The sequence below is a fragment of the Streptomyces sp. ATexAB-D23 genome (genome assembly GCF_000373645.1).
In the GTDB taxonomy this organism is placed as follows: domain Bacteria; phylum Actinomycetota; class Actinomycetes; order Streptomycetales; family Streptomycetaceae; genus Streptomyces; species Streptomyces castrisilvae.
In genome coordinates this window covers 124025-147954 of the sequence record NZ_KB892008.1, presented here as the reverse complement: position 1 = coordinate 147954, position 23930 = coordinate 124025, and the positions used below count along the sequence as shown (strand labels likewise).

Below are 23930 nucleotides of genomic sequence, written 5' to 3'. Positions count from 1 at the left end.
CGGCACCGGGAAGGCTCCTTAAGGTAATCGCTGACCCCAACGTTTACCCCCTGTCGGACCACATGATTCGGGTAAACGTTTACCCACCCTTGCCCGTAGCGCTGACCGCGCGCTGTGAGGTAAACGTTTACCCATCAACTGACGATGCTGCGAAGGGAAGAACGATGCGAGCTGCCGGGCGCGTCACACTCAAGACGATCGCCGACTCGTTGGGGGTCTCCGCGAAAACCGTATCGCGTGCGCTGACGGGCAAGGACTCGGTCGGTGAGGAGCTGAGGGCGCGCATCCGCGCGGAGGCCGACCGGCTCGGCTACGTACCGAACTCCATGGCCAGGTCGCTGGTCTCCGGTGCCGCGATGACCCTGGGCATGGTCATCACCCATCCGGCGAACCCCTTCTACGCGCTCCTGATCAGCGCGGTCGAGGAACGCTGCCGTGCGAACGGCTACTCGCTGCTGCTCATGGTGACCGAGGAGGACCCCGGCACGGAGCGGGAGGCGGCCGAGGCGCTCCTGCGGTGGGGCGTGGACGGGGCCGTGGTGATTCCCGTCCAGGAGGGTGCGAACCACTGGCAGCGGCTGCGGGACTCCGGGGTGCCGATCGTGCTGGTCAACCGCGGCCTGGAGGGCCTCGACTGCGATTTCGTCGGTGTCGACCACGAGCGCGGGGCGTTCGAGGCCGCGTCCCTCCTCCTCGACAACGGCGCCACCTCCCTCCACCTGATGGAGGAGGACGTGCCCTACTCCTCCGCCGCCGACCGGCGCGCCGGCTTCCACCGCGCGCTCGCCGAACGCGGCGTCCCCGTACAGGACGACACCGTCACGCTGGTACCGCCGCCGGCGGGGCGGCAGGCGTCGCCGTGGGAACCGGGCGCCGCCTACCGGCACGCCCAACAGCTGGCTAGCGGCCTCGGACCGGGTTCGGCGGTACTGACCGGGAGCGACTACTTCGCGCTCGGCCTGTACCGCGCGCTGTCCGAGAAGGGCATCACCGTGCCCGCGCAGGTCGCGGTGATCGGTCACGGTGACCTGCCGTTCGCCGAGTACCTCCAGCCCGCGCTGGCCAGCGTCCGCCCGCCGGCCACCGAGATCGGCGCACGCGCGGCGGACCTGCTGTTCGAGCGCATCCAGGGCTCGACCGCCCCCGCCACGACTCTCTATCTGCCGCCGGAGCTGAAGGCGCGTGCCTCGGCCGGCGGCGACCGACATGAAGTGAACTGAAAGGAACCATGACGATGCCGAAAACGGGAACGCCCCAGCGGACCATCTACGAGCAGGCCAGGGAGGTGCCCGTCGCCGCCGATGTCGATGTCCTGGTCGTCGGCGGCGGACCGGCCGGCGTGTGTGCCGCCGTCGCCGCGGCGCGGGCGGGCGCGCGGACGTTCCTCGTGGAGCGGCACGGATTCCTCGGCGGGATGTGGACCGCGGGCATGGTCCTCACGCTCGCCGGCTACAACTCCTGGCTGCGCCCCTACCAGCGCTGTGTCGAGGGCGTTCCCGCCGAGTGGCTGGCCCGCGCGGCGAAGCAGGGCGGCGCGGTCGACGGTGACGGCTGGGTGCTGAACTCCGACCCGGAGGTCATGAAGCGCGTGGCCGACGAGATGCTCGAAGCCGAGGGCGTCGGGCTGCTGCTGCACAGCTGGGGCGCCCGTCCGATCGTCGAGGACGGTGCCGTGCGTGGCGTCTTCGTCGAGAACGTGGACGGCCGGCGCGCCATCCTCGCCAAGGTCACCGTGGACTGCACGGGCAACGGCGACATCGTGGCCGGCGCCGGGGCCGACTGGGTGAAGGGCGACACCCTCCAGCCGATGACCATGCCGTTCCGGGTGGGCAACGTGACACCGGACCCGGACCGCGAGCACGCCGTACCGGTACGGATCCCGATCGGCCCGGAGGCGACGCTGCTGGAACAGCCGCTGCTGGGGCAGGTCGCCTCCACCCGCAAGGACATCGACCTGGATGTCGAGGCCATGCGCGACGCGCGGGCCCGGGGCGAGCTGCCGCCCTTCGGCGGGCCCTGGTTCGGGGGCATGGAGAAGGACATCGCCTGGGTCAACACCACGCGCGTGGTCGGCGACGCCTCCGACGCCGACGAGCTGACCCGCGCGGAGCTGCGGGGCCGCAAGGACTCCGTCGTGCTGCTCGACTACCTGCGCGAGCACAGCCCCGCCTTCGCCGACGGCCGCCTGCTGCAGACGAGCACCCAGATCGGCGTGCGCGAGACCCGGCGCCTCGTCGGGGCGTACACGCTGACCGGCGACGACGTCAGGGCGAGCGCGCGGTTCGACGACGCCGTCGCGGTCGGCTGCTGGCCGATCGACGTCCACCCGGCCGAGGGCGGGGTCGGTGTGCACGCCATGTTCGTGCCGCTCCCCTACGAGATCCCGTACCGCAGCCTGCTGCCGCGGGAGACGGACAGCCTGCTCGTGGCCGGCCGGTGCATCTCGGTGGACCGCGAGGCGCTCGGATCGGCACGGGTCGGCGCCACGTGCGCGGCGACCGGTCAGGCGGCCGGTGTCGCCGCGGCGCTCGCCGCGACCAGCGGCAAGCAGCCGCGCGAGCTCGACAGCAAGGAACTCCGCAGCACTATTGGGGCGCAGGGCGGTCTCGTCACGTCACCGGCGCCGTGACATCTCAGGAGCACAGAGTGCACAGCAACGCAGAGGCGGAAAGCCAGAAGATATCCCCCGAAGCCCGGAGGGTTCTCGTAGCCGCGGGCGTCGGTCACTTCATCGAGTGGTACGACGTCGGCACCTACGGGCTGCTGGCGACCTTTCTCGCCGCCAACTTCTTCGTCTCCGGCGATCCGACGGCCGCCCTGCTGGCCACGTTCGCGGTCTCCGCCATCGGATTCGTCCTGCGGCCGCTCGGCGGTCTCTTCTTCGGACCGCTCGGCGACCGTATCGGCCGGCAGCGGACCCTGGTCATCGTCGTCCTGCTCACCTCGGGTGCGACGTTCGCGATGGGCATGCTGCCCACGTACGGGAGCGTCGGCATGCTCGCCCCCGTACTGCTGGTGATCGCCAGGATGGTGCAGGGCTTCGGTGCCGGCGGTGAGACCTCCAACGCGGTGGCGCTGCTGTTCGAGCACTCCCCCCGTACGCGCCGCGGCTTCATGACGAGCTGGATGGACGCCATCGGATTCGTCGCGTCCGTCGCCGGGTCCGGACTCGTGCTCGTACTGATCAACGTGCTCAGCAACGACCAGATGACGGACTGGGGCTGGCGCGTCCCCTTCCTCGTCGCGCTCCCGCTCGGCCTGGTCGGTCTCTACGTCCGGATGAAGCTGGAGGACTCCCCGGCCTTCCGCGAGCTGGAGGACACCGGCGGGGTGTCCGAGTCGCCGACGAAGGAGGCGTTCCGCACCGGGTACAAGGCCATGCTGGTGCTGTGCGGCATCCTGCTGCTCAAGGCGATCGGGCACTGGGCGCTGGTGGCCTTCCTGCCGAGCTACCTCACGAGCGAACTCGGGTTCAGCACCATGGAGGGCTTCACGGTCACGACCATCGGCATCGGGGTCACCGCCATCGCCGTGCCGTGCATGGGCGCGCTCTCCGACCGTGTCGGCCGCAAGCCGATGCTCATCGCGGGCAGCGCCGGCTTCGTCGTCCTCACCTGGCCGGCGTTCTACCTGATGTCGCGGGGCGGCGTCGCCACGGCGATCGCCGGCATGCTGATCCTCGGTCTCCTGATCGCCGTCTTCGACGGCGCCCTGAGCGCGGCGATGGCGGAGCAGTTCCCCGCGCGGATCAGGAGCGGTGCGATGGCGATCCCGTACAACCTGGCGGTCTCGGCGTTCGGCGGGACGGTTCCGTACGTCGCCACCTGGCTGATCACCTCCACCGGCAACGAACTCTCCCCCTCGTTCTACGTGATGTTCCTCGCCGCCATCACTCTGACCGTGGCGATCACCTCGATCCGTGAGACCGCCGTACTGCGGGTCCGGGAGGTTCCCGCCGCGCCGGACCGGAGCACCGAGCCGGCCCGGCAGCCGTAGCCCGTGTCCGCGGTTCCCCCGCCGCTCCGTGCCCCCTCCCCATGGGCACGGAGCGGCGGGGGCCGGCCGTGCGGACCCCGCCGCACAGCGCCGCCCCGACCACTCCACATCGAACGGATCTCCCTGACCATGTCCCAGCGAAACCGCCGCGTGCTCGTCCGGTCCATCGACGACATCAGCATCGAGGAGGTGCCCGCGCCCCGCCCCGGCGCGAACGAACTCCTCATCCGCAGCACCGTCGTCGGCATCTGCGGATCCGACACCCATGCCGCCCGCGGCCACCACCCCTTCATCGAGCTGCCCTACCGGCCCGGACACGAGGTGGTCGGCGTGGTCGTCGCCACCGGGGAGGGCGCCGGGGACTTCGCCCCGGGCACCCGGGTGATCGTCGAGCCCAACCTCTACTGCGGCACGTGCGCGCAGTGCCGTTCGGGCCGCTACAACATCTGCGAGCAGCTGAAGGTGTTCGGCTGCCAGACCCCCGGCGGCATGGCCGACCTCTTCACGATCCCCGCCGATCGCGTCCACCGGGTGCCTCAGGCCATGTCCGACCTCCAGGCGGGCCTCGTCGAGCCCCTCGCCACCCCGGTCCACGCCGTCGCGAAGGCCGGCGACCTCACCGGCCGCACCGTGGCCGTCCTCGGCGCGGGCCCCATCGGGCTGCTCGTCGTCGCGGCCGCCCGGCACGCCGGTGCCGCCCGGATCGTGGCCACCGACCTGCTGGAGACCAAACGCGAGCGCGCCCTGCGGCTCGGCGCCGACGGCGCCCTCGCGGCCGACGCGGCCGGCCTGGCCGCGCAGGCGCACGCCGTCCTGGACGGCCCGGCCGACGTGGTCTTCGACTGCGTGGCCCGGGAGCAGTCCATGGCCCAGGCCATCGACCTCGTCGCCAAGGGCGGCCGGATCATCGTCGTCGGCGTCGGGGCCCCCGGCACCACCCCGATCCGGCTGGACCTCGTCCAGGACCGCGAGATCCGCATCGAGGGCACTCTCATGTACACCGCCGACGACTACCGCGCCGCCCTCGAACTGATCGGCTCGGGCGCCATCGACACCGACGCGATCATCACCGCCACCTACCCGCTGGAGGACGCGGCCGAGGCCTTCGCCGCCTCGGTGGCACCGGAGCACATCAAGGTGCTGATCACCGTGGCCGGCGCGTGACAAGCTCGGATCGCCCGTTTCCGATGACCGCCCCCGCCCGAAAGGAGCCCCTGCCGTGATCGTCGTCGCCGGTGAGGCGCTGATCGACCTGGTACCCGAGGCCTCCGGCAACGCCCTGGCCCCGTTGCTGCCCGCCCGCGGCGGCGGGCCGTACAACACGGCCGTCGCCCTGGCCCGGCTCGGTTCGAAGGTCGCCTTCTGCTCGCGGATCTCGACGGACGCCTTCGGGGCGTCGCTGGCCGCCCGGCTGCACGAGGAGAAGGTGGACCTCGGCCTGGTGCAGCGGGGTCCGGAGCCCACCACACTGGCCGTCGCCGCCGTCGACGCCGCCGGCTCGGCCGCGTACACCTTCTACTGCCGGGGCACGGCCGACCGCCTCTTCACCCTGCCGGGGCCGCTGCCCGCCGGAACCCGGGCGGTGTCGTTCGGCACCTGCTCGCTGGTGCTCGAACCGGGTGCGAGCGCCTACGAGGAGCTGATGCGCCGCGAGGCACGGCTCGGGCGCTTCATCGCCCTGGACCCCAACATCCGTGCCGGCCTCATCGATGATCCGGACGCCTACCGGGCCCGTTTCCGCCGGCTCCTGCCCTCCGTCTCGCTCCTGAAGCTCAGCGAGGAGGACGCGCGGTGGCTCGGTGACGACATCGCGGGCTGGCTGGACGCCGGCCCCGCCGCCGTCGTGGTCACCCGGGGCGAGGCGGGCCTCACCGCCCACACCCGCGCCGGCGCGTACGCGGTACCCGGTGAATCCGTCCGGGTCGTCGACACCATCGGGGCCGGGGACACCGTCAACGCGGCGCTGCTGCACGCCCTGTCCGCGCGCGGCCCGCTGTCCGCCGGCGCCCTGGCCGGGCTGACCTCCGACAGCTGGCAGCGGGTACTCCGCTTCGCCGCCCGCGCCGCCGCGGCCACCTGTGCGCGGGCCGGGGCCGAGCCGCCCTTCGCCCACGAACTGCCCGCACTCGGCGTCTGACGCATCCGGTACGGCCGTCCCCCGTGCCGGGTGTCACGGGGGACGGCCGTGACCGGCGGGGCGCCCCGCGCCGTGTCCAAAACGCCCAGGCCGGCCCTCACAGGCGCGGGCCCCGGCCGCTGAGCGCAAGGTTCCTCCCGGGAAACAGCGGGGATCCGGACGGGTAACACCGCCGGACCACGCTTCCGTCATGAGCACGCGGGCCCCGTACCCGTGGCCCCTGCCCCATCCGCTCACCGACGACGGAGGCCCTGAGATGCCGGTGCCCACTCCCCCGCCCGCCCCCGCTCCCCCGCCGGCCATCGTGGTCGTCGGGCACGGGATGGTCGGCCAGCGCTTCCTGGAGGGCCTCGCCGAGCGCGGGCTGACCGCGGCGGCCGGCACCGCCCGGGTCGTCGTCCTGTGCGAAGAGCCCCGCGCCGCCTACGACCGGGTCCGGCTGACCTCGTACTTCTCGGGCCGGACCGCCGACGAACTGTCGCTGGTGGAGCCGGGCTTCATGGAGCGGCACGGCTTCGAGCTGCGGCTCGGTGACCCGGCCGAGTCCGTGGACCGCGCGGCCCGTACGGTCACCGCGCGGTCGGGCGAGGTGTTCGCCTACGACACGCTGGTGCTGGCGACCGGCTCCTACCCGTTCGTCCCGCCGGTCCCCGGCAGGGACAGCGAGGGCTGCTTCGTCTACCGGACGATCGAGGACCTGCTCGCCATCGAGGCGTACGCGGGGACGGCGACGACCGGCGCGGTGGTCGGCGGCGGGCTGCTCGGTCTGGAGGCGGCGGGCGCGCTGAAGGGGCTCGGCCTCGATACGCACGTGGTGGAGTTCGCGCCGCGGCTGATGCCGGTCCAGGTGGACGAGGGCGGGGGCGCGGCGCTGCTGCGCACCGTCGAGGACATGGGCCTGACCGTCCACACCGGGGTCGGCACCCAGGAGGTGACCGTGGGCGAGGACGGCTCGGTGACCGGGATGGCCCTCTCCGACGGCTCCTCGCTCGCCACGGACCTGGTGGTGTTCTCCGCCGGCGTACGTCCCCGCGACCAGCTGGCCCGGGACTGCGGTCTGGCGGTCGGGCCGCGCGGCGGGATCGTCGTGGACGAGGAGTGCCGTACGTCCGACCCGGCGGTCTTCGCCATCGGCGAGTGCGCGCTCGCGTCGGACGGCCGGGTGTACGGGCTGGTCGCGCCCGGCTACGAGATGGCGCTGACGGCCGCCGAGGTGATCGCGGGCGGGCGGGCCGCGTTCGGCGGCGCCGACCTGTCGACGAAGCTGAAGCTGCTCGGGGTGGACGTGGCCTCGTTCGGCGACGCCCACGGCACCGCCGACGGCTGCCTCGACGTCGTGTACGCGGACGCCAGGTCCGGGGTCTACAAGAAGCTGGTGATGGCGGCGGACGGCACCCTGCTGGGCGGGGTGCTGGTGGGCGACGCCGAACAGTACGGGACGCTGCGGCCGATGACCGGGACCGTGCTGCCGGTCGCCCCCGAGCAGCTGGTGCTGCCCGCCGGGGCGGGCGGTCCGGCGGCGCTCGGCCCCTCGGCGCTGCCGGACGAGGCGGTGATCTGCTCCTGCCACAACGTCACCAAGGGCACGATCCGTGCCCACACCACGCTGCCCGAGGTGAAGAAGTGCACCAAGGCGGGCACCGGCTGCGGCAGTTGCGTCAGGACCATCGGCCAGCTGCTCCCCCGGAGCCGGGACACGGGCCTGTGCGGCTGCTTCGCGTACACCCGCAGCGAGCTGTACGAGATCGTCCGCACCCTGGGGATCACCTCGTACGCGGAACTCCTCGACTCCCACGGGCGCGAGGCGGCGCGCGGCGGTGACGGCTGCGAGGTCTGCAAGCCGACGGTCGGCTCGGTCATCGCGTCACTGGCGCCGACGGTCGGGGCGAGCGGCTACGTCCTGGACGGCGAGCAGGCGGCGCTCCAGGACACCAACGACCACTTCCTGGCCAACCTCCAGCGCAACGGCTCCTATTCGATCGTGCCGCGCATCCCCGGCGGCGAGATCACCCCGGAGAAGCTGGTGGTGATCGGTGAGGTGGCCCGCGACTTCGGGCTCTACACCAAGATCACCGGCGCTCAGCGCATCGACCTGCTCGGCGCCCGGGTCGACCAGCTGCCGCTGATCTGGACCCGGCTCGTCGACGCGGGCTTCGAGTCCGGGCACGCGTACGGCAAGTCGCTGCGGACGGTCAAGTCCTGTGTGGGGCGGACCTGGTGCCGCTACGGCGTGCAGGACTCCGTGAGGATGGCGATCGACCTGGAGCTGCGCTACCGGGGCCTGCGCGCCCCGCACAAGCTGAAGTCGGCGGTCTCGGGCTGCGCCCGGGAGTGCGCGGAGGCCCGGGGCAAGGACTTCGGGATCATCGCCACGGCCGGCGGCTGGAACCTGTACGTGGGCGGCAACGGCGGCGCCACCCCGCGCCACGCCGACCTGCTCGCGCAGGACCTGTCCGACGCCGAACTGGTGCGGCTCATCGACCGGTTCCTGATGTTCTACATCCGCACGGCGGAACGGCTGGAGCGCACCTCGGCCTGGCTTGAGCGCATCGACGGCGGTCTGGAGCACGTCCGGGACGTCGTCGTGCACGACTCGCTCGGGCTCTGCGACGAGCTGGAGCGGCTGATGGCCGACCATGTGCGCGGCTACCGCGACGAGTGGGCCGAGACCATCAACGACCCGGAGCGGCTGCGCCGGTTCGTCACCTTCGTCAACGCCCCGGACATGCCCGACCCGTCGGTGAGGTTCGTCCCGGAACGCGACCAGGTCAAGCCCGATCTGGACATCCTCGCCGGCCCGGTCCTCGCCGTCCGCACTCTTGAAGGGACCGCCTCCTGATGACGACGCAGACGATGGAGACCGCGCGGAGCACCCGGGCCGTCCGACTCGCCACCGGGGACGGCTGGGTCACGGTCTGCGACCGCTCGCGGCTGACCCCGGGCCGCGGGGTCGCCGCCCTCCTCCCGGACGGGCGTCAGGTCGCGCTGTTCGTGGACCGGGCGGGGCGGACGTACGCGATCGACAACCGGGACCCGTTCACCGGCGCCTACGTCCTCTCGCGCGGCCTGGTCGGCTCGGACGGCGGGCGGCCCTTCGTCGCCTCGCCGCTCCTGAAGCAGCGCTTCGACCTGGCGACGGGCGCCTGTCTGGACGACGACGAGGTCCGTGTGCCGGTCTTCGAGGTCCGGGCGGACTGACCGCCCGCACGCGCCGGCGGCCGGAAGAACCTCTGAACGGGCCCTTCCGGCCGCCCCGGGCCCCGGTCGTACGCTTGATCCATGAACCAGGGCTGGAACGCGCGCGACATCCCGGACCAGAGCGGCCGCAGGGCCGTGGTGACGGGAGCCAACAGCGGGATCGGGCTGATCACCGCGCGGGAGCTGGCCCGCAGCGGCGCGCGGGTACTGCTCGCCTGCCGTGACGAGCGGCGCGGCAAGGAGGCGGCGGACCGCATCCGGTACGCGGTGCGGGGCGCGGACGTGGAGTTCGCCGCGCTGGACCTGGCCGATCTGTCGTCCGTACGCGAGTTCGCGGCGGGCTACCGGGCGGACCGGCTCGACCTGCTGATCAACAACGCCGGGGTGATGGCCCTGCCTTACGGGCGGACGGCCGACGGTTTCGAGACCCAGTTCGGCGTCAACCACCTGGGGCACTTCGCGCTCACCGGGCTGCTGCTGCCGAAGCTGCTGGCCACCCCGGGCGCGCGGGTGGTGAGCGTCTCCAGCGGGCTGCACGCGCTGGCCGACATCGACATGGGCGACCTCAACAGCGAGCGCGACTACCGCCGCTGGATCGCCTACGGGCGCTCGAAGACCGCCAACCTGCTGTTCGTCCATGAGCTGGCCCGGCGGGCGGCGGCGGCCGGCAGCGCTCTGGTCGCCGCCGCCGCGCACCCCGGGTACGCGTCGACCAACCTCCAGACGGCGGGCGCCCGGATGGAGAACCGCAGGCTGGCGGAGCGGGTCATGGAGCTCGGCAACCGCGTCATAGCCCAGCCCGCTTCGGCCGGCGCCCTGCCCACCCTGTACGCGGCCACCGCGCCGGGCGTGCGCCCCGACTCGTTCACCGGGCCGCGGCTGCTGGGGTGGCGCGGCGCGCCCCGCCCGTCCTGGCGGGCCGGCTGGACGCGCAGCGACGTGGCGGGTGAGCGGCTGTGGGTGGCGTCGGAGCAGCTGACCGGGGTGACGTTCGCGGTGCCCGGGGCCTGAGCCCCGGACTCAGCCCTGGTCCTCGACGGCGGACGGGTCCATCCAGACGACCTCCCAGATGTGGTGGTCGGGGTCCTGGAAGGACCGGCCGTACATGAAGCCGAGGTCCTGCGGCTCGTTGGCGGGCGATCCGCCGTTCGCGAGGGCGGCGTCGGCCAGTTCGTCCACCTTCTCGCGGCTGTCCGCGCTGAGCGCGAGGATCACCTCGGTGGACGTCGACGCGTCCGCGATCTCCTTCTTGGTGAAGTCCCTGAAGCGCTCCTCCTGGAGCAGCATCGCGAAGATCGTGTCGCTGATGACGAGACAGGCGGTGCGCTCGTCGCTGAACTGCGGGTTGAAGGAGTAGCCCAGCTTGCCGAAGAAGCCCTTGGCCGTCTCCAGGTCCTTGACCGGCAGGTTCACGAAGATCATCTGAGCCATGGCCGTCTCACTCTCTCGGTGCGTGTTCCGTGTGCGTCGTCCGGCGTACGGGATGCGTGTCCGTCGAACAGGTGTCGACAGGTAGACGCCCGCACCGCCGGAAACTCATCGGTGGCGGGCGGCAGATCCTTTCCGCGCGGCGCCGGACGGAAAACCGCCGGGGCGCTCAGGTCACCGCGAGCGGCGCCCCGCCCCGCAGCAGTGAGCCGCCGAGCGGGGTCAGGGTGTGCAGGACCGAGCTGCCGTGCCGCAGGGTGTGGACGAGCCCGGCCTCGCGCAGCACGCAGGCGTGCTGGCTGGCCGAGGCGAGGGAGACCCCGGCGCGGCGGGCCAGTTCGCTGGTCGTGCAGCCGTCGCCGATGGCCCGCAGGACCGTGGAGCGGGTCTGGCCCAGGAGCCGGCCGAGCCAGGGGCCGGGTTCGGCGAAGGCGGGGGCCGCGGGGTGGGCGACCGGGTAGACGAGGACGGGCGGGAGCAGGGGGTCGCGCAGGACGACGGGCGTGCCCCGGCAGAAGTACGAGGGCTGGAGGAGCAGGCCCCGCCCGTCCAGGTGGAGATCGCGGTCGACGGGGTAGTCCGCCTCCAGGACGGGCGCCCGCCAGCGGATCACGGGCGGGAGCGAGGCGAGCAGCTCGTTGGTGCCGCCGTCCAGGAGTGCGCGGCCCCGGATGACGCGGTCGGCTTCGACGGCGGACTGGATGTGCGGCCAGTACGGCTCGACGGCTGCGCGGTGGTAGTCCCGCAGGGCGCCGACGAGCCGGCCCAGGTGCGCGTCGCAGCCCTCGCGCAGCGGTTCGAGCCGGGCGCGCCGGGCCGTGCGCCGGGCGCCGGGCGCGGTCCGGTCGTCCACCATCGCGATTTCGGCCCGCAGCCGCTCGGGCGGGGTCGCGCGCACGGCCTCCATTCCGGCGTCGAGAGCGAGTGGTTCCGCGCTTTCCTGAGAAGGCGTCAGAAAGTCGGGGAAATATCCGCGCGGCGGAACCACCGCGGACAGCAGACGCACTTCACCGCTCAGCCGGGGGCGGGTTTCCGTGCGCCATTTTCCGAACACCGCGGAAGCCCTCCGGTCCCTCAGCCGGTGAAAGCTGAGAATGGTCTCCCACAGCGCGTCGGGCCCGGCGGCCATCCGCACCTTGGAAAGGTCCCATCCGGAGACATGGATACGCAGCACCGAACTCCCACCCCTTGCACCTGCAATTCCCCCCTCGCAAGAGTATGCGAACCGTAACAGCACGTCACCACGGGGTTTCGGCCAGAGGTGAAACGTCTCGCCCCGACCCGCCGCCGGACGAAAGGCTGTACGACGTCGGGTGCGATTCCGGAGCCACCGGAAGAGCGAGTGAAGGCCGTGGGGGGTTTTGCTCGTTCGGCGGCGGTTGGCAATGGTGCGGCTCCGCACTCGATGGGGGTAAGCGGGGTGCGGCCCATGGATGGGGATCCATGGGCCGCACCCCGGTTCGTTCGGACCGATTTCTTTGCGTATTAAACGAAGCAATGGACGCTGGTAACCCGACTGTCGGCCGGAGTAGGAATTACCCGGACATGACAACGACTCGGGGGCGGGTACGACAAGGCGGCGGCACCCCCGCACAGGGTGCCGCCGCCTCCGGAATTCCGCGTCGGCCGCCGGTTCGGTGAGGGCCGGACGAACCGGCGGCCGCGGAATCAGTGCTGGGTGCCGCGTCAGCGGCTGTCGCTGCCCCGCGGCCCGGCGGCCGCCCGGCCCGCTTCCAGCCGCGCCACCGGAATGCGGAACGGCGAGCAGGAGACGTAGTCGAGGCCCGCCTCGTGGAAGAAGTGCACCGACTCGGGGTCACCCCCGTGCTCCCCGCAGATGCCCAGCTTCAGGTCGGGACGGGTGGCGCGGCCGGCCGCCACGGCACTGCGTACGAGCGAGCCGACGCCGTCCTTGTCGATCGTCTCGAACGGCGAGACCCCGAAGATGCCCTTCTCCAGGTACGCGGTGAAGAACGAGGCCTCCACGTCGTCGCGGGAGAAACCCCACACCGTCTGGGTCAGGTCGTTGGTGCCGAAGGAGAAGAACTCCGCCGCCTCCGCGATCTGCCCCGCCGTCAGCGCGGCGCGCGGCAGCTCGATCATCGTGCCGATCTTCAGCCTGAGGTCGGTGCCGGTGGCGGCCTCCACCTCGGCGATGACCCGGTCCGCCTCCTCGCGGACGATCTCCAGCTCCTGGACCGTGCCGACGAGCGGGATCATGACCTCGGCGCGCGGGTCGCCCTTGGCGTTCTTACGGGCGGCGGCCGCCTCGGCGATGGCCCGCACCTGCATGGCGAACAGACCGGGGATGACCAGCCCGAGGCGGACCCCGCGCAGACCCAGCATCGGATTCTGCTCGTGCAGCTTGTGCACGGCCTGGAGCAGCCGCAGGTCGTTCTCGTTGGCGTCCTTGCGGGACTCCGCGAGCGCCACCCGCACCGACAGCTCGGTGATGTCGGGCAGGAACTCGTGCAGCGGCGGGTCCAGCAGCCGTACGGTGACCGGCAGCCCGTCCATCGCCTCGAACAGCTCGATGAAGTCCGCCTTCTGGAGCGGCAGCAGCTGCTCCAGGGCCGTCTCGCGCTCCTGGTCGGTGTCGGCCAGGATCAGCTTCTCGACCATCTCGCGGCGCTCGCCGAGGAACATGTGCTCGGTGCGGCACAGCCCGATGCCCTGGGCGCCGAAGCGGCGGGCCCGCAGCGCGTCCTCGGCGCTGTCGGCGTTGGCCCGCACCCGCAGCCGGCGCACCCGGTCCGCGTACGCCATGATCCGGTGCACGGCCGCGACCAGCTCGTCGGCGTCGTCGGCGCCCGCGTGCATCCGGCCCTCGAAGTACTCGACGACCGGGGACGGCACGACGGGGACCTCACCGAGGTACACCTTGCCGGTGGAGCCGTCGACGGAGACGAGGTCGCCCTCCTCCACCACGGTGTCGCCGACCGTCAGCCGGCGGCGCTTGGTGTCGACCTCGATCTCCTCGGCGCCGCAGACACAGGTCTTTCCCATGCCCCGGGCGACGACGGCGGCGTGCGAGGTCTTGCCGCCGCGCGAGGTCAGGATGCCCTCGGCGGCGATCATGCCGTCCAGGTCGTCCGGGTTGGTCTCGCGGCGGATCAGGATGACCTTCTCGCCGGAGCGGGACCACTTGACGGCGGTGTACGAGTCGAAGACCGCCTTGCCGACCGCCGCGCCCGGCGAGGCGGCGATGCCCCGGCCGAGCCGCCGGGTCTTGGCGGTGTCGTCGAAGCGCGGGAACATCAGCTGCGCCAGCTGCGCCCCGTTGACCCGCTGAAGGGCCTCGGCCTCGTCGATCAGCCCCTGGTCCACCAGCTGGGTGGCGATGCGGAAGGCGGCACCGGCGGTGCGCTTGCCGACCCGGGTCTGGAGCATCCACAGGTGGCCGCGCTCGATGGTGAACTCGATGTCGCAGAGATCCTTGTAGTGGGTCTCCAGCGTCTCCATGATCTTGAGCAGCTGGTCGTAGGAGTTCTTGTCGATCTGCTCCAGCTCGGCGAGCGGCACGGTGTTGCGGATGCCCGCGACGACGTCCTCGCCCTGCGCGTTCTGGAGGTAGTCGCCGTAGACGCCCTGGTGGCCGCTGGCCGGGTCACGGGTGAAGGCGACGCCCGTACCGGAGTCGGGGCCGAGGTTGCCGAAGACCATCGAGCAGACGTTGACGGCGGTGCCGAGGTCGCCGGGGATGCGCTCCTGGCGGCGGTAGAGCTTGGCCCGGTCGGTGTTCCACGAGTCGAAGACCGCCTTTATGGCCAGGTCCATCTGCTCGCGCGCGTCCTGCGGGAAGTCGCGGCCCGCGTCGCGGGTGACGATCTTCTTGAACTGCTCGACCAGCTTCTTCAGGTCGGCCGCGTCGAGGTCCACGTCGACGGTGACGCCCTTGGCCTCCTTCGCGGCCTCCAGCGCCTCCTCGAAGAGGTCGCCGTCGACCCCGAGGACGGTCTTGCCGAACATCTGGATGAGGCGGCGGTAGGAGTCCCACGCGAACCGCTCGTCACCGGCCTGGTCGGCGAGGCCCACGACGGAGGCGTCGGAGAGGCCGATGTTGAGGACCGTGTCCATCATCCCGGGCATCGAGAACTTGGCGCCCGAGCGGACCGAGACCAGCAGCGGGTCGTCGGCCTGGCCGAGCCTCTTGCCCATCCGCGTCTCCAGGGCGCCGAGGTGCGCACTCACCTCGTCGCGGAGCGCCGCCGGCTCCTCGCCGCTCTCCAGGTAGACCTTGCAGGCCTCGGTGGTGATGGTGAACCCGGGAGGGACGGGGAGACCGAGGTTGGTCATCTCGGCGAGGTTGGCCCCCTTCCCGCCGAGCAGGTCCTTCAGTTCCTTGTTGCCTTCGGTGAAGTCGTAGACGAACTTCTGCACATCACTGTTTTCCGACACGGTCTCGACTCCTCGAAGACGCGGTGGCTGCCCTGACGGCGAGGAACATACCCAGATCGAAGGTGCGTGGGTACGTCCACTTGCGCGTCGTGGGGCCGTAACCACCCGTCCGCCAGCAGATCGAAAGTCACCCGGTCGACGGGCCCCATGGATCACTGCGTTCAGGACTCGTACACAGAATTACGGAGAGCACCCCGATCCCGGTGGTTCGGTGGCTGAAAGTAGCCAAAACCTCGATCGATCAAAGTAGAGATACCTGGCACCCAGTGCCATCATTTGAGAAGTGCAGCCCTCATTTTCGCGCTCATCAGAGCGTAGACACTCTCAGAGTGGCGAGAATCACTCCGGAATGGCCGCTCAGATGTCACCATCCGGACACCCGTTTGGTAACTGCGCGCAGAGAATTCGCTTACACAGAGACAGAACCCTGGGCAATACGTGTACACAGAGCGCCGATTCAAGGATGCGCAGCCCGATTTACGCCCCACGGAGCGCTCAGATGAGCGGATGGTGCGGGAGGAGGGCAAGAAGAACGGGAGGGCACCCCGTGCCCTCCCGTCACACCGCTCTCTCGGCCTCAGCCCCCGGAGGTGTCCAGCTCCGCGTCGGCGCCGATGCCCGCGCAGTCGTACGGGTCCTTCAGCCAGCCGTCCGGAAGGGCCACCCGGTTGTTGCCCGAGGTGCGCCCGCGCGGCCCGTCGGCGCCGTCCGGCCAGGGCTGGTCCAGGTCCAGCTCCTGGAGCTGGGACCCGAGTTCCTCCAGCGAGGAAGTGACCGCCAGCTTCTTGCGCATCTCGGAGCCGACCGCGAAGCCCTTGAGGTACCAGGCCACGTGCTTGCGGAAGTCGATCACGCCCCGGGCCTCGTCCCCGATCCACTCCCCCAGCAGCGTCGCGTGCCGCAGCATGACGTCCGCGACGGTGCGCAGCGTGGGCGCCTGCCTCGTCGCCGTCCCCTCGAACGCGCTGACCAGATCGCCGAACAGCCAGGGGCGGCCCAGGCAGCCGCGCCCCACGACCACGCCGTCGCAGCCGGTCTCACGCATCATGCGCAGGGCGTCGTCCGCGCACCAGATGTCGCCGTTGCCGAGGACCGGGATCTCCGGGACGTGCTCCTTGAGGCGGGCGATGGCCTCCCAGTCGGCGGTGCCGCCGTAGTGCTGGGCGGTCGTACGACCGTGCAGGGCGACGGCCGTGACGCCCTCCTCCACGGCGATCCGGCCGGCGTCGAGGAAGGTGAGGTGGTCGTCGTCGATGCCCTTGCGCATCTTGATGGTGACGGGCAGGTCCCCGGCCTGCGAGACGGCCTCGTGCAGGATCGCGCGCAGCAGCGGCCGCTTGTACGGGAGGGCCGAGCCGCCGCCCTTGCGGGTGACCTTGGGGACGGGGCAGCCGAAGTTCAGGTCGATGTGGTCGGCCAGGTTCTCGTCGACGATCATGCGGACCGCCTTGCCGACGGTGGCCGGGTCCACTCCGTACAGCTGGATGGAGCGGGGGGTCTCGCTCGCGTCGAAGTGGATGAGCTGCATGGTCTTCTCGTTGCGCTCGACCAGCGCCCTCGTCGTGATCATCTCGCTGACGAACAGCCCCTTGCCGCCCGAGAACTCCCGGCACAGCGTGCGGAAGGGGGCGTTGGTGATGCCGGCCATGGGGGCCAGGACCACCGGCGGCTGCACGGTGTGCGGGCCGATGCGGAGCAGCGGGGGCGAGGGGGCGAGCGTGGTCATGGCCCCATTGTCCCGTACCCGCGCCACTGCTCCACGGGCGGCCGGGGCCCGCCGGGGCGGGGGAAAGGGGCGGGCATTGCCGGAGCCCCGCCGTAGCGTGGGGTTTCCGGCAAGGAGCCGGCTCACGAAGGAGACGAAGACCATGCTGCCCACCTCACGCTTAATCCGTACCGGCACCGCGACCCCCAGCCGCCGCGGGCTGCTCACGCTCGGCGGCGCGGGCGCCGCCGGGGCGCTGCTGCTCGGCGCGGGACCCGCTCGGGCGGCGACCGCGCGTGCGTCCGCTTCCACGACGGCCCGGCTGCGCGAGCTGGAGCGGGTGCACGGCGCCCGCGTCGGGGCCTTCGCGTACAACGTGGCCACCGGGGTCGCGGTCCGCCACCGGGCCGACGAGCGCTTCCCCATGCTGTCCACCTTCAAGACGCTCGCCGCTGCGGCCGTCCTGCGGGACCTGGACCGGGACGGGGAGGTCCTGGACAAGGTGATCCACTACACCGGGGCGGACTGCGTCTCCGATTCGCCCATCACGAACACCCCGGAGAACATCGCGAACGGGCTGAGCGTCGCCCGGCTGTGCGACGCGGCCATCGGCGACAGCGACAACACCGCCGCCAATCTGTTGCTGCGCGAGCTGGGCGGCCCCGGCACGGTCACGCGTTTCGCCCGCTCGCTGGGCGACGGGGTGACCCGGCTGGACCGCTGGGAGCCCGAGCTCAACTCCGCCGAGCCGGGCCGGGTCACGGACACGACGAGCCCCGCCGCGATCGCCCGTGACTACGCGCGGCTCGTCCTGGGGAACGTGCTGGAGCCCGGGGACCGGGAACGGCTGACCGGGTGGCTGCTGAACTGCCGGACGAGCGGCACCCGCTTCCGGGCCGGGCTGCCGGTGGAGTGGACGGTCGCGGACAAGACCGGCGGCGGCTCGTACGCCTCGTGCAACGACGTGGGGATCGCGTGGACGCCCGAGGGGGCGCCGGTGGTCCTGGCGGTGCTGACGACGAAGCCCGACGGCGATTCCGGCGCCGCGGGCGACCACCCGCTGGTCCGGGACGCGGCGAAGGCCCTGGCGGCAGGGGTCGTTAGTTAGTCGTACTATCGATGAATGCCTGAGCTCAGCCACCGGCGGCGGATGCTGGTGCTGGCGATCTGCTGCATGAGTCTGCTGATCGTCAGCCTCGACACCACCGCCCTGAACGTCGCCCTGCCCGCCATGCGCCGGGAGCTGGACGCGAGCGTCGCGGGGATGCAGTGGACGATCGACGCGTACACGCTCGTCCTCGCGTCCCTGCTGATGCTCGCGGGCTCCACCGCCGACCGGATCGGCCGGCGCAAGGTCTTCATGGCGGGGCTCGTCCTGTTCACGCTGGGCTCGGCGCTCTGTTCGCTGGCGCCGAACCTGGAGGCGCTGATCGCGTTCCGGATGGTGCAGGCCGTCGGCGGCTCCATGCTCAACCCGGTGGCGATGTCGATCATCACCAACACCTTCACCGACCCCCGTGAGCGCGCCCGCGCGATCGGCGTCTGGGGCGGTGTCGTCGGCATCTCGATGGCGGCGGGCCCGGTGGCCGGCGGCCTCCTGGTCGACTCGGTGGGCTGGCGCTCGATCTTCTGGGTCAACCTGCCGGTCGGCATCGCCGCCCTGCTGCTGACCTGGCGCTACGTCCCCGAGTCACGCGCCCACCGGGCCCGCCGCCCGGACCCGGTGGGGCAGCTCCTGGTGATCACTCTGCTGGGTTCGCTGACGTACGCGATCATCGAGGCCCCGCAGAAGGGCTGGGTCTCCGCCGAGATCCTGCTGTTCGCCTCGCTCGCGGCGGCCTCCCTGGCCGGTCTGCTGGTGTACGAGCCCCGGCGCACGGACCCCCTGATCGACCTGCGGTTCTTCCGCAGCGCCCCGTTCAGCGGGGCCACCGTCATCGCGGTCAGCGCCTTCGCCGGTCTCGGCGGATTCCTCTTCCTCAACACCCTCTACCTCCAGGACGTCCGGGGGCTGAGCGCGCTGGAGGCCGGTCTGTACACGCTGCCGATGGCGGCCATGGTCTGCGTTCTGGCGCCGCTCTCGGGGCGGCTCGTGGCCGCGCGCGGGCCGCGCATCCCGCTGCTGGTCGCGGGCTGCGCGATGGCGGTGAGCGGGCTGATGCTCGCGGCGTTCGACGCGGAGACCGGCACGGTCTCGATGTTCGCCGCCTATGTGCTGTTCGGTCTGGGCTTCGGCATGGTGAACGCGCCCATCACCAACACCGCGGTCTCCGGCATGCCGCGCTCCCAGGCGGGCGTGGCGGCGGCCGTCGCGTCCACCAGCCGGCAGATCGGGCAGACCCTCGGCGTCGCCGTGATCGGCGCGGCCCTCGCGGCGGGCATGAGCGGCGGGGGCTCCTCGGCCGGCGCGACGGACGGCTTCGTGGCGGCGAGCAGGCCCGGCTGGTGGATCGTCACCGGCTGCGGGCTGTGCGTCCTGCTGGTCGGGGCGCTGAGCAGCGGACGCTGGGCGCGGGACACGGCCCGCCGGACCGCCGAACGCCTCGCGGAGCCCGGGACCGGGGACATGGACGCGCTGTCCGCCGCTCAGTCCTCGGCGGCGCGGACCAGTTCCTGAAGGCGCTCCAGGCGCTCGCGGGTCTCCTCGTCCCGGGGGGCGTAGCTGACCAGCCGGGGTCCTGCCGCCGGGCCGAGCCAGAGGTCGGTGGTCTCCACGCGGAGCAGGCCCACCCAGGCGTTGCGAAAGATCTTGGAGCGGCTGCCGGCCCCCACGACCTCGTGCCGGGCCCAGTTCTCACGGAATTCCGGTGAGGCCGCCTCCAGCCGCCCCAGCAGATCCTTCCAGGAGGGTTCGGCGAGGTGGTCGGCCATCGACGCGCGGAATTTGGCGGTCAGATAGCGGGCGACCTCGGCGGTGTCCATGACCGAGGAGCGCCACTGCTCGTTCGTGTAGGCGAGCAGCATGACGTTGCGGTCCTCGGGGGCGACCGCGTCCATGTCGCAGAGCAGCCGCCCGTAGGTGCGGTTGTGGGCGAGGATGTCGTACCGGCTGTTCTGCACGCAGGCGGGGATCGGCTCCAGCTGCCGCAGCATGGCGCGCAGGGCCGGGGTGATGTGCGGGCAGTCGGTGCCGGGCGCGGGGTCGGCGGCGCCCGCCAGCGAGAAGAGGTGGCTGCGCTCGCTGCGGTCCAGCAGCAGGGCGCGTGCGAGCGCGTCGAGGACCTGGGGCGAGACCTGGATGTCCCTGGCCTGTTCGAGCCAGGTGTACCAGGTCACGCCGACGGCGGAGAGCTGGGCGACCTCCTCGCGGCGCAGCCCCGGCGTGCGCCGACGGCGGCCCCGGACGAGTCCGACCTGCTCGGGGGTGATGCGTTCGCGGCGGCTGCGCAGGAAGTTCGCGAGCTCGTGCCGCCGGATCTCGGGCTCACTGCGGCCGGGGGCGGCCGTCCGCGCGGCCGGGGTCGCCATCGTCGTCATTCCTCCAGGGTGCGGGACGGACCGGGCCGATTCCAGGTTCCGCGGACAAGAGGCGGGCTGTTCCAGGTGGTACTTGTACCAGGATAAAGACACTCTGGTACCAGGCTCCGAGTGGAGCGAGAGTCGCTGTCGTGAGTGATTCCTCTGTACGCACGCCCTCTGTACGCACGACGACGGCAGGCCCCACCGCGTCTCCGGTGCCACGGCACGACCACCCCGCCCCGGCGCTCGGGGCGCTGGGGCTGTTCACCGTGCTGCTGGGCGCGGCCCTGCCCCTGATCGACTTCTTCATCGTCAACGTCGCCCTGCCCACCATCGACCACGACCTGGCGGCGGGTCCCGCCCTGCTGGAACTGGTCGTCGCGGGCTACGGGCTCTCCTACGCCGTGCTGCTCGTCCTCGGCGGGCGGCTCGGCGACATGGCGGGCCGGCGGCGGCTCTTCCTGACCGGCATGGCGGCCTTCGGGCTGACCTCCCTGGCCTGCGGGCTCGCGCCGGACGCCTGGTCCCTGGTCGGGGCGCGCGTGGCGCAGGGCGCGGCGGCGGCCCTGATGCTGCCGCAGGTGCTCGCCACCATCCAGGCGGCCACCTCGGGCCACCGCCGGGCCCGCGCGATGAGCCTGTACGGGGCGACGGCCGGGCTCTCCATGGTCGCGGGCCAGATCCTGGGCGGGGCGCTGGTCGCCGCCGCGCCGCTGTCGTCGGTGTTCGGCGAGAGCGCGGGCTGGCGCTCGGTGTTCCTGGTCAACGTCCCGGTGGCTGCGGTCGGGCTGGTGCTGGCGGCGCGCGCGGTGCCGGAGACCCGTTCCGAGCGGCCGGCGCCCGTCGACGTACCGGGCACGCTGCTGCTCGCCGTCTCGCTGGTGACCCTGCTGGCCCCGCTCACCGAGGGGCGGGCGGCGGGCTGGCCGCTGTGGACCTGGGTGTCGCTCGCGCTGTTCCCGTTCGCGGCGGGCGCCTTCTACCGGGTGGAGCGGCGGGCGGACCGGCGCGGGCTGATCCCGCTGGTGCCGCCGAGCCTGCTGCGGCTGGAATCGCTGCGGCGCGGGCTGGCGCTGGTGGCCCCGTTCTCGGTGGGCTTCGGCGGCTTCATGTTCGTCATCGCGGTGGCGCTCCAGCAGGGCCTTGAGCTGGGCCCGGCCGCCTCGGGCCTGTCGATGGCCCCGATGGCGGTGGCCTTCTTCGCGGCCTCGCTGGCCGGTCCCCGGCTGGTTCGGCGTTACGGCAGCCGGGTCGTGACGGCGGGCGGGCTGGTGCAGGCGGCCGGTGTCGTGGTGCTCGCGCTCACGGTGTGGCGCGGCTGGCCGGACCTGGGGATGGCGGGGCTGGTGCCCGGGATGGCCGTCGCCGGTTTCGGCCAGGGCCTCCAGCTGCCGGTGCTGTTCCGCATCGTCCTGTCCGATGTGCCGCCGGAGCGGGCCGGGGTGGGCGGCGGGGTGATGACGACGACCCAGCAGGCCGCGCTGACGCTGGGCGTGGCGACGCTCGGTTCGCTGTTCCTGGCCCTGGTGCCGGGCTCGGGGATGCGGGACGCCCTGATCATCACGCTGCTGGTCCAGCTGGCGGCGGTCGCCCTGACGACGCTGCTGAGCCTGCGGCTGCCGCGCGCGGTGGGGTGAGGCGGGTTCTGCCGGAATGCCGGAGCCCCGGCGTACGGACCGCGCGGTCCGTACGCCGGGGCTCCGTCGTACGGGTCAGCTCTGCCCGGCGCTCCCCTGCGGGGTCTCGCGCTCCTGGGCGGTCTCCTGGCCGGCGTCCGGGGTCTCCGGCTCGGCGACGCCGGTGGCCCGCTCCCGCATCTTGCGGAGCAGCTCCTGCTTCTGGTCGGCGGCCGTCCTGCGGTCGGCGTCGCGCGCGGGGCCGACGCCCTGCGCCCCGGTGCGGGACAGCTTCTTGCGCTGTCCGCCGACGCCGAGGAGGTTGTTACGGCTCTTGGCCACGGGGTTCTCCCATTCCTGGTCTCAGTGAGGTCTGTCGCGACCCTGGATCGATACGGGGGGGGCGGCGGGTGGTCGGACCCGCCGCGCGCTCACTCGTAGATCTGGAAGAACGAATACATGCGGATGACGGTACCCATACGGGGCGCCCTCCTCACCCCGTTTTCCGGACGCACGGGGCCCCCGGCTCCGCGGCGGGCGCGGAACCGGGGGCCCCGGTCGGCGGATGCGGCCGTCAGCAGCCGAGCAGGCGGGAGCCGAGGTAGCCCTGGATCTGGTCCAGGGAGACGCGCTCCTGCTTCATCGTGTCGCGCTCGCGGACGGTGACCGCGTTGTCGTCGAGGGTGTCGAAGTCGACGGTGACGCAGAACGGCGTGCCGATCTCGTCCTGGCGACGGTAGCGGCGGCCGATGGCGCCCGCGTCGTCGAACTCGATGTTCCAGTTCTGCCGCAGGTCCGTGGCGAGGCCCTTGGCCTTCGGCGAGAGCTGCGCGTTGCGGGACAGCGGGAGGACCGCGACCTTGACCGGCGCCAGGCGCGGGTCGAGACGCATCACGGCGCGCTTCTCCATGACGCCCTTGGCGTTCGGCGCCTCGTCCTCGCTGTAGGCGTCGAGGAGGAAGGCCAGCATCGCGCGGCCGACACCGGCCGCGGGCTCGATGACGTACGGGGTGTAGCGCTCGCTCTTCTCCTGGTCGAAGAAGGACAGGTCCGTGCCGGAGGCCTTGGAGTGGGCCGTGAGGTCGTAGTCCGTACGGTTGGCGACGCCCTCCAGCTCACCCCACTCGCTGCCGCCGAAGCGGAAGCGGTACTCGATGTCAGCGGTGCGCTTGGAGTAGTGGGAGAGCTTCTCCTGCGGGTGCTCGAACCACCGCATGTTCTCCTCGCGCAGGCCGAGACCGGTGTACCAGTTCCAGCGCTGCTCCATCCAGTACTCCTGCCACTGCTCGTCCTCACCCGGCTTGACGAAGAACTCCATCTCCATCTGCTCGAACTCGCGCGTGCGGAAGATGAAGTTGCCCGGAGTGATCTCGTTCCGGAAGGACTTGCCCATCTGCGCGATGCCGAACGGCGGCTTCTTGCGCGAGGTCTGCTGCACCTGGCCGAAGTTGGTGAAGATGCCCTGGGCGGTCTCGGGGCGCAGGTACGCGACGGAGCCGGAGTCCTGGGTCGGGCCGAGGTGCGTGGAGAGCAGGCCGGAGAACTGCTTGGGCTCGGTGAAGGTGCCCTTGTTGCCACAGTTGGGGCAGTTGAGGTCGGCCAGGCCGTTGACCGGCGGCTTGCCGTGCTTCTCCTCGTACGCCTCCTCCAGGTGGTCCGCGCGGTAGCGCTTGTGGCAGGAGGTGCACTCGGTCAGCGGGTCGGAGAACGTGGCGACGTGGCCGGAGGCCACCCACACCTCGGGGGCCAGGATGACCGACGAGTCGATGCCGACCACGTCCTCGCGGGAGGTGACCATGTAGCGCCACCACTGGCGCTTGAGGTTCTCCTTGAGCTCGACGCCCAGCGGCCCGTAGTCCCAGGCGGCGCGCTGACCACCGTAGATCTCACTGCAGGGGTAGACGAAGCCACGGCGCTTGCTCAGGCTGACGATGGAGTCGATCTTGTCGGCGGCCACGGTGCTCTCTTCATTACGACGACGGAACTGGACAAG

The 23930-nt window shown here is 71.8% G+C and carries 18 protein-coding genes; 11 read left to right on the top strand and 7 right to left on the bottom strand.

The window, feature by feature from the left end; genetic code table 11:
- The first annotated feature begins 164 nt into the window (after positions 1–164).
- The 8 genes from B082_RS0110160 (at position 165) to B082_RS0110125 (ending at position 10342) form a co-directional block, all read left to right on the top strand.
- Positions 165–1220: a LacI family DNA-binding transcriptional regulator gene (locus B082_RS0110160; protein WP_018551692.1), complete on the top strand. Its 1056-nt coding sequence runs from the start codon at positions 165–167 to the stop codon at positions 1218–1220.
- Positions 1221–1234: 14 nt separating this feature from the next.
- Positions 1235–2629 carry an FAD-dependent oxidoreductase gene (locus tag B082_RS0110155; RefSeq protein ID WP_018551691.1) on the top strand — a complete coding sequence of 465 codons (1395 nt, stop codon included), beginning with the start codon at positions 1235–1237 and terminating at the stop codon, positions 2627–2629.
- A 17-nt stretch (positions 2630–2646) separates the two neighbouring features.
- Positions 2647–3996 carry an MFS transporter gene (locus tag B082_RS0110150; RefSeq protein WP_018551690.1) on the top strand — a complete coding sequence of 450 codons (1350 nt, stop codon included), beginning with the start codon at positions 2647–2649 and terminating at the stop codon, positions 3994–3996.
- Positions 3997–4125: 129 nt separating this feature from the next.
- On the top strand, positions 4126–5160 hold the full coding sequence (locus B082_RS0110145; RefSeq protein ID WP_018551689.1) for a zinc-dependent alcohol dehydrogenase: 1035 nt from the start codon (positions 4126–4128) through the stop codon (positions 5158–5160).
- A 55-nt stretch (positions 5161–5215) separates the two neighbouring features.
- A complete protein-coding gene (locus tag B082_RS0110140; protein WP_018551688.1) occupies positions 5216–6133 on the top strand; it encodes a carbohydrate kinase family protein in 918 nt (305 codons plus the stop codon).
- 256 nt (positions 6134–6389) lie between these two features.
- A complete protein-coding gene (nirB, locus tag B082_RS0110135) occupies positions 6390–8972 on the top strand; it encodes a nitrite reductase large subunit NirB (protein WP_026249625.1) in 2583 nt (860 codons plus the stop codon).
- A complete protein-coding gene (nirD, locus tag B082_RS0110130; RefSeq protein WP_018551686.1) occupies positions 8972–9331 on the top strand; it encodes a nitrite reductase small subunit NirD in 360 nt (119 codons plus the stop codon). Before nirB ends, nirD begins: the two co-directional genes overlap by 1 nt.
- Positions 9332–9412: 81 nt before the next feature.
- Positions 9413–10342, top strand: a complete 930-nt coding sequence (locus B082_RS0110125) for an oxidoreductase (protein WP_018551685.1) — start codon at positions 9413–9415, stop codon at positions 10340–10342.
- 9 nt (positions 10343–10351) lie between these two features.
- Here B082_RS0110125 and B082_RS0110120 read toward each other — a convergent pair whose 3' ends face one another.
- The 4 genes from B082_RS0110120 to dusB form a co-directional block, all read right to left on the bottom strand.
- Positions 10352–10762 (bottom strand): VOC family protein, encoded by a 411-nt coding sequence (locus B082_RS0110120; protein WP_018551684.1) that lies wholly within the window; start codon positions 10760–10762, stop codon positions 10352–10354.
- 166 nt (positions 10763–10928) lie between these two features.
- Complete coding sequence (locus B082_RS0110115) at positions 10929–11933, bottom strand: ArsR/SmtB family transcription factor (protein WP_199783784.1); 1005 nt, start codon at positions 11931–11933, stop codon at positions 10929–10931.
- Between the two features lie 512 nt (positions 11934–12445).
- A complete protein-coding gene (gene ppdK / locus B082_RS0110110) occupies positions 12446–15157 on the bottom strand; it encodes a pyruvate, phosphate dikinase (RefSeq protein WP_026249624.1) in 2712 nt (903 codons plus the stop codon).
- Positions 15158–15734: 577 nt separating this feature from the next.
- Entirely contained in the window at positions 15735–16883 is a 1149-nt protein-coding gene (dusB, locus tag B082_RS0110105; RefSeq protein WP_018551681.1) for a tRNA dihydrouridine synthase DusB, read from the bottom strand.
- Between the two features lie 142 nt (positions 16884–17025).
- Here dusB and bla point away from each other — a divergent pair, with 142 nt between their 5' ends.
- Both bla and B082_RS0110095 read left to right on the top strand, forming a co-directional pair.
- A complete protein-coding gene (gene bla, locus B082_RS0110100) occupies positions 17026–17970 on the top strand; it encodes a class A beta-lactamase (protein WP_018551680.1) in 945 nt (314 codons plus the stop codon).
- 15 nt (positions 17971–17985) lie between these two features.
- Positions 17986–19479, top strand: coding sequence for an MFS transporter (locus B082_RS0110095; RefSeq protein WP_086023910.1), 1494 nt, complete (start codon positions 17986–17988; stop codon positions 19477–19479).
- Here B082_RS0110095 and B082_RS0110090 read toward each other — a convergent pair.
- Positions 19449–20339 carry a helix-turn-helix domain-containing protein gene (locus tag B082_RS0110090; protein WP_026249623.1) on the bottom strand — a complete coding sequence of 297 codons (891 nt, stop codon included), beginning with the start codon at positions 20337–20339 and terminating at the stop codon, positions 19449–19451. The genes B082_RS0110095 and B082_RS0110090 overlap by 31 nt on opposite strands.
- A 197-nt stretch (positions 20340–20536) precedes the next feature.
- Here B082_RS0110090 and B082_RS0110085 point away from each other — a divergent pair, with 197 nt between their 5' ends.
- Positions 20537–21958, top strand: coding sequence for an MFS transporter (locus B082_RS0110085; protein ID WP_018551677.1), 1422 nt, complete (start codon positions 20537–20539; stop codon positions 21956–21958).
- Between the two features lie 75 nt (positions 21959–22033).
- Here B082_RS0110085 and B082_RS0110080 read toward each other — a convergent pair whose 3' ends face one another.
- Positions 22034–22279 (bottom strand): DUF6243 family protein, encoded by a 246-nt coding sequence (locus B082_RS0110080; protein ID WP_018551676.1) that lies wholly within the window; start codon positions 22277–22279, stop codon positions 22034–22036.
- A gap of 232 nt (positions 22280–22511) precedes the next feature.
- Positions 22512–23894: a glycine--tRNA ligase gene (locus B082_RS0110075; protein WP_018551675.1), complete on the bottom strand. Its 1383-nt coding sequence runs from the start codon at positions 23892–23894 to the stop codon at positions 22512–22514.
- Between the last annotated feature and the right edge of the window lie 36 nt (positions 23895–23930).

Coding starts and splice junctions, on each gene's coding strand:
- B082_RS0110125 (WP_018551685.1), top strand. CDS start 9,413: ATGAACCAGGGCTGGAACGCGCGCGACATCCCGGACCAGAGCGGCCGC.
- B082_RS0110095 (WP_086023910.1), top strand. CDS start 17,986: ATGCCTGAGCTCAGCCACCGGCGGCGGATGCTGGTGCTGGCGATCTGC.
- nirD (WP_018551686.1), top strand. CDS start 8,972: ATGACGACGCAGACGATGGAGACCGCGCGGAGCACCCGGGCCGTCCGA.
- bla (WP_018551680.1), top strand. CDS start 17,026: ATGCTGCCCACCTCACGCTTAATCCGTACCGGCACCGCGACCCCCAGC.
- B082_RS0110155 (WP_018551691.1), top strand. CDS start 1,235: ATGCCGAAAACGGGAACGCCCCAGCGGACCATCTACGAGCAGGCCAGG.
- B082_RS0110160 (WP_018551692.1), top strand. CDS start 165: ATGCGAGCTGCCGGGCGCGTCACACTCAAGACGATCGCCGACTCGTTG.
- dusB (WP_018551681.1), bottom strand. CDS start 16,883: ATGACCACGCTCGCCCCCTCGCCCCCGCTGCTCCGCATCGGCCCGCAC.
- B082_RS0110145 (WP_018551689.1), top strand. CDS start 4,126: ATGTCCCAGCGAAACCGCCGCGTGCTCGTCCGGTCCATCGACGACATC.
- nirB (WP_026249625.1), top strand. CDS start 6,390: ATGCCGGTGCCCACTCCCCCGCCCGCCCCCGCTCCCCCGCCGGCCATC.
- B082_RS0110120 (WP_018551684.1), bottom strand. CDS start 10,762: ATGGCTCAGATGATCTTCGTGAACCTGCCGGTCAAGGACCTGGAGACG.
- B082_RS0110090 (WP_026249623.1), bottom strand. CDS start 20,339: ATGACGACGATGGCGACCCCGGCCGCGCGGACGGCCGCCCCCGGCCGC.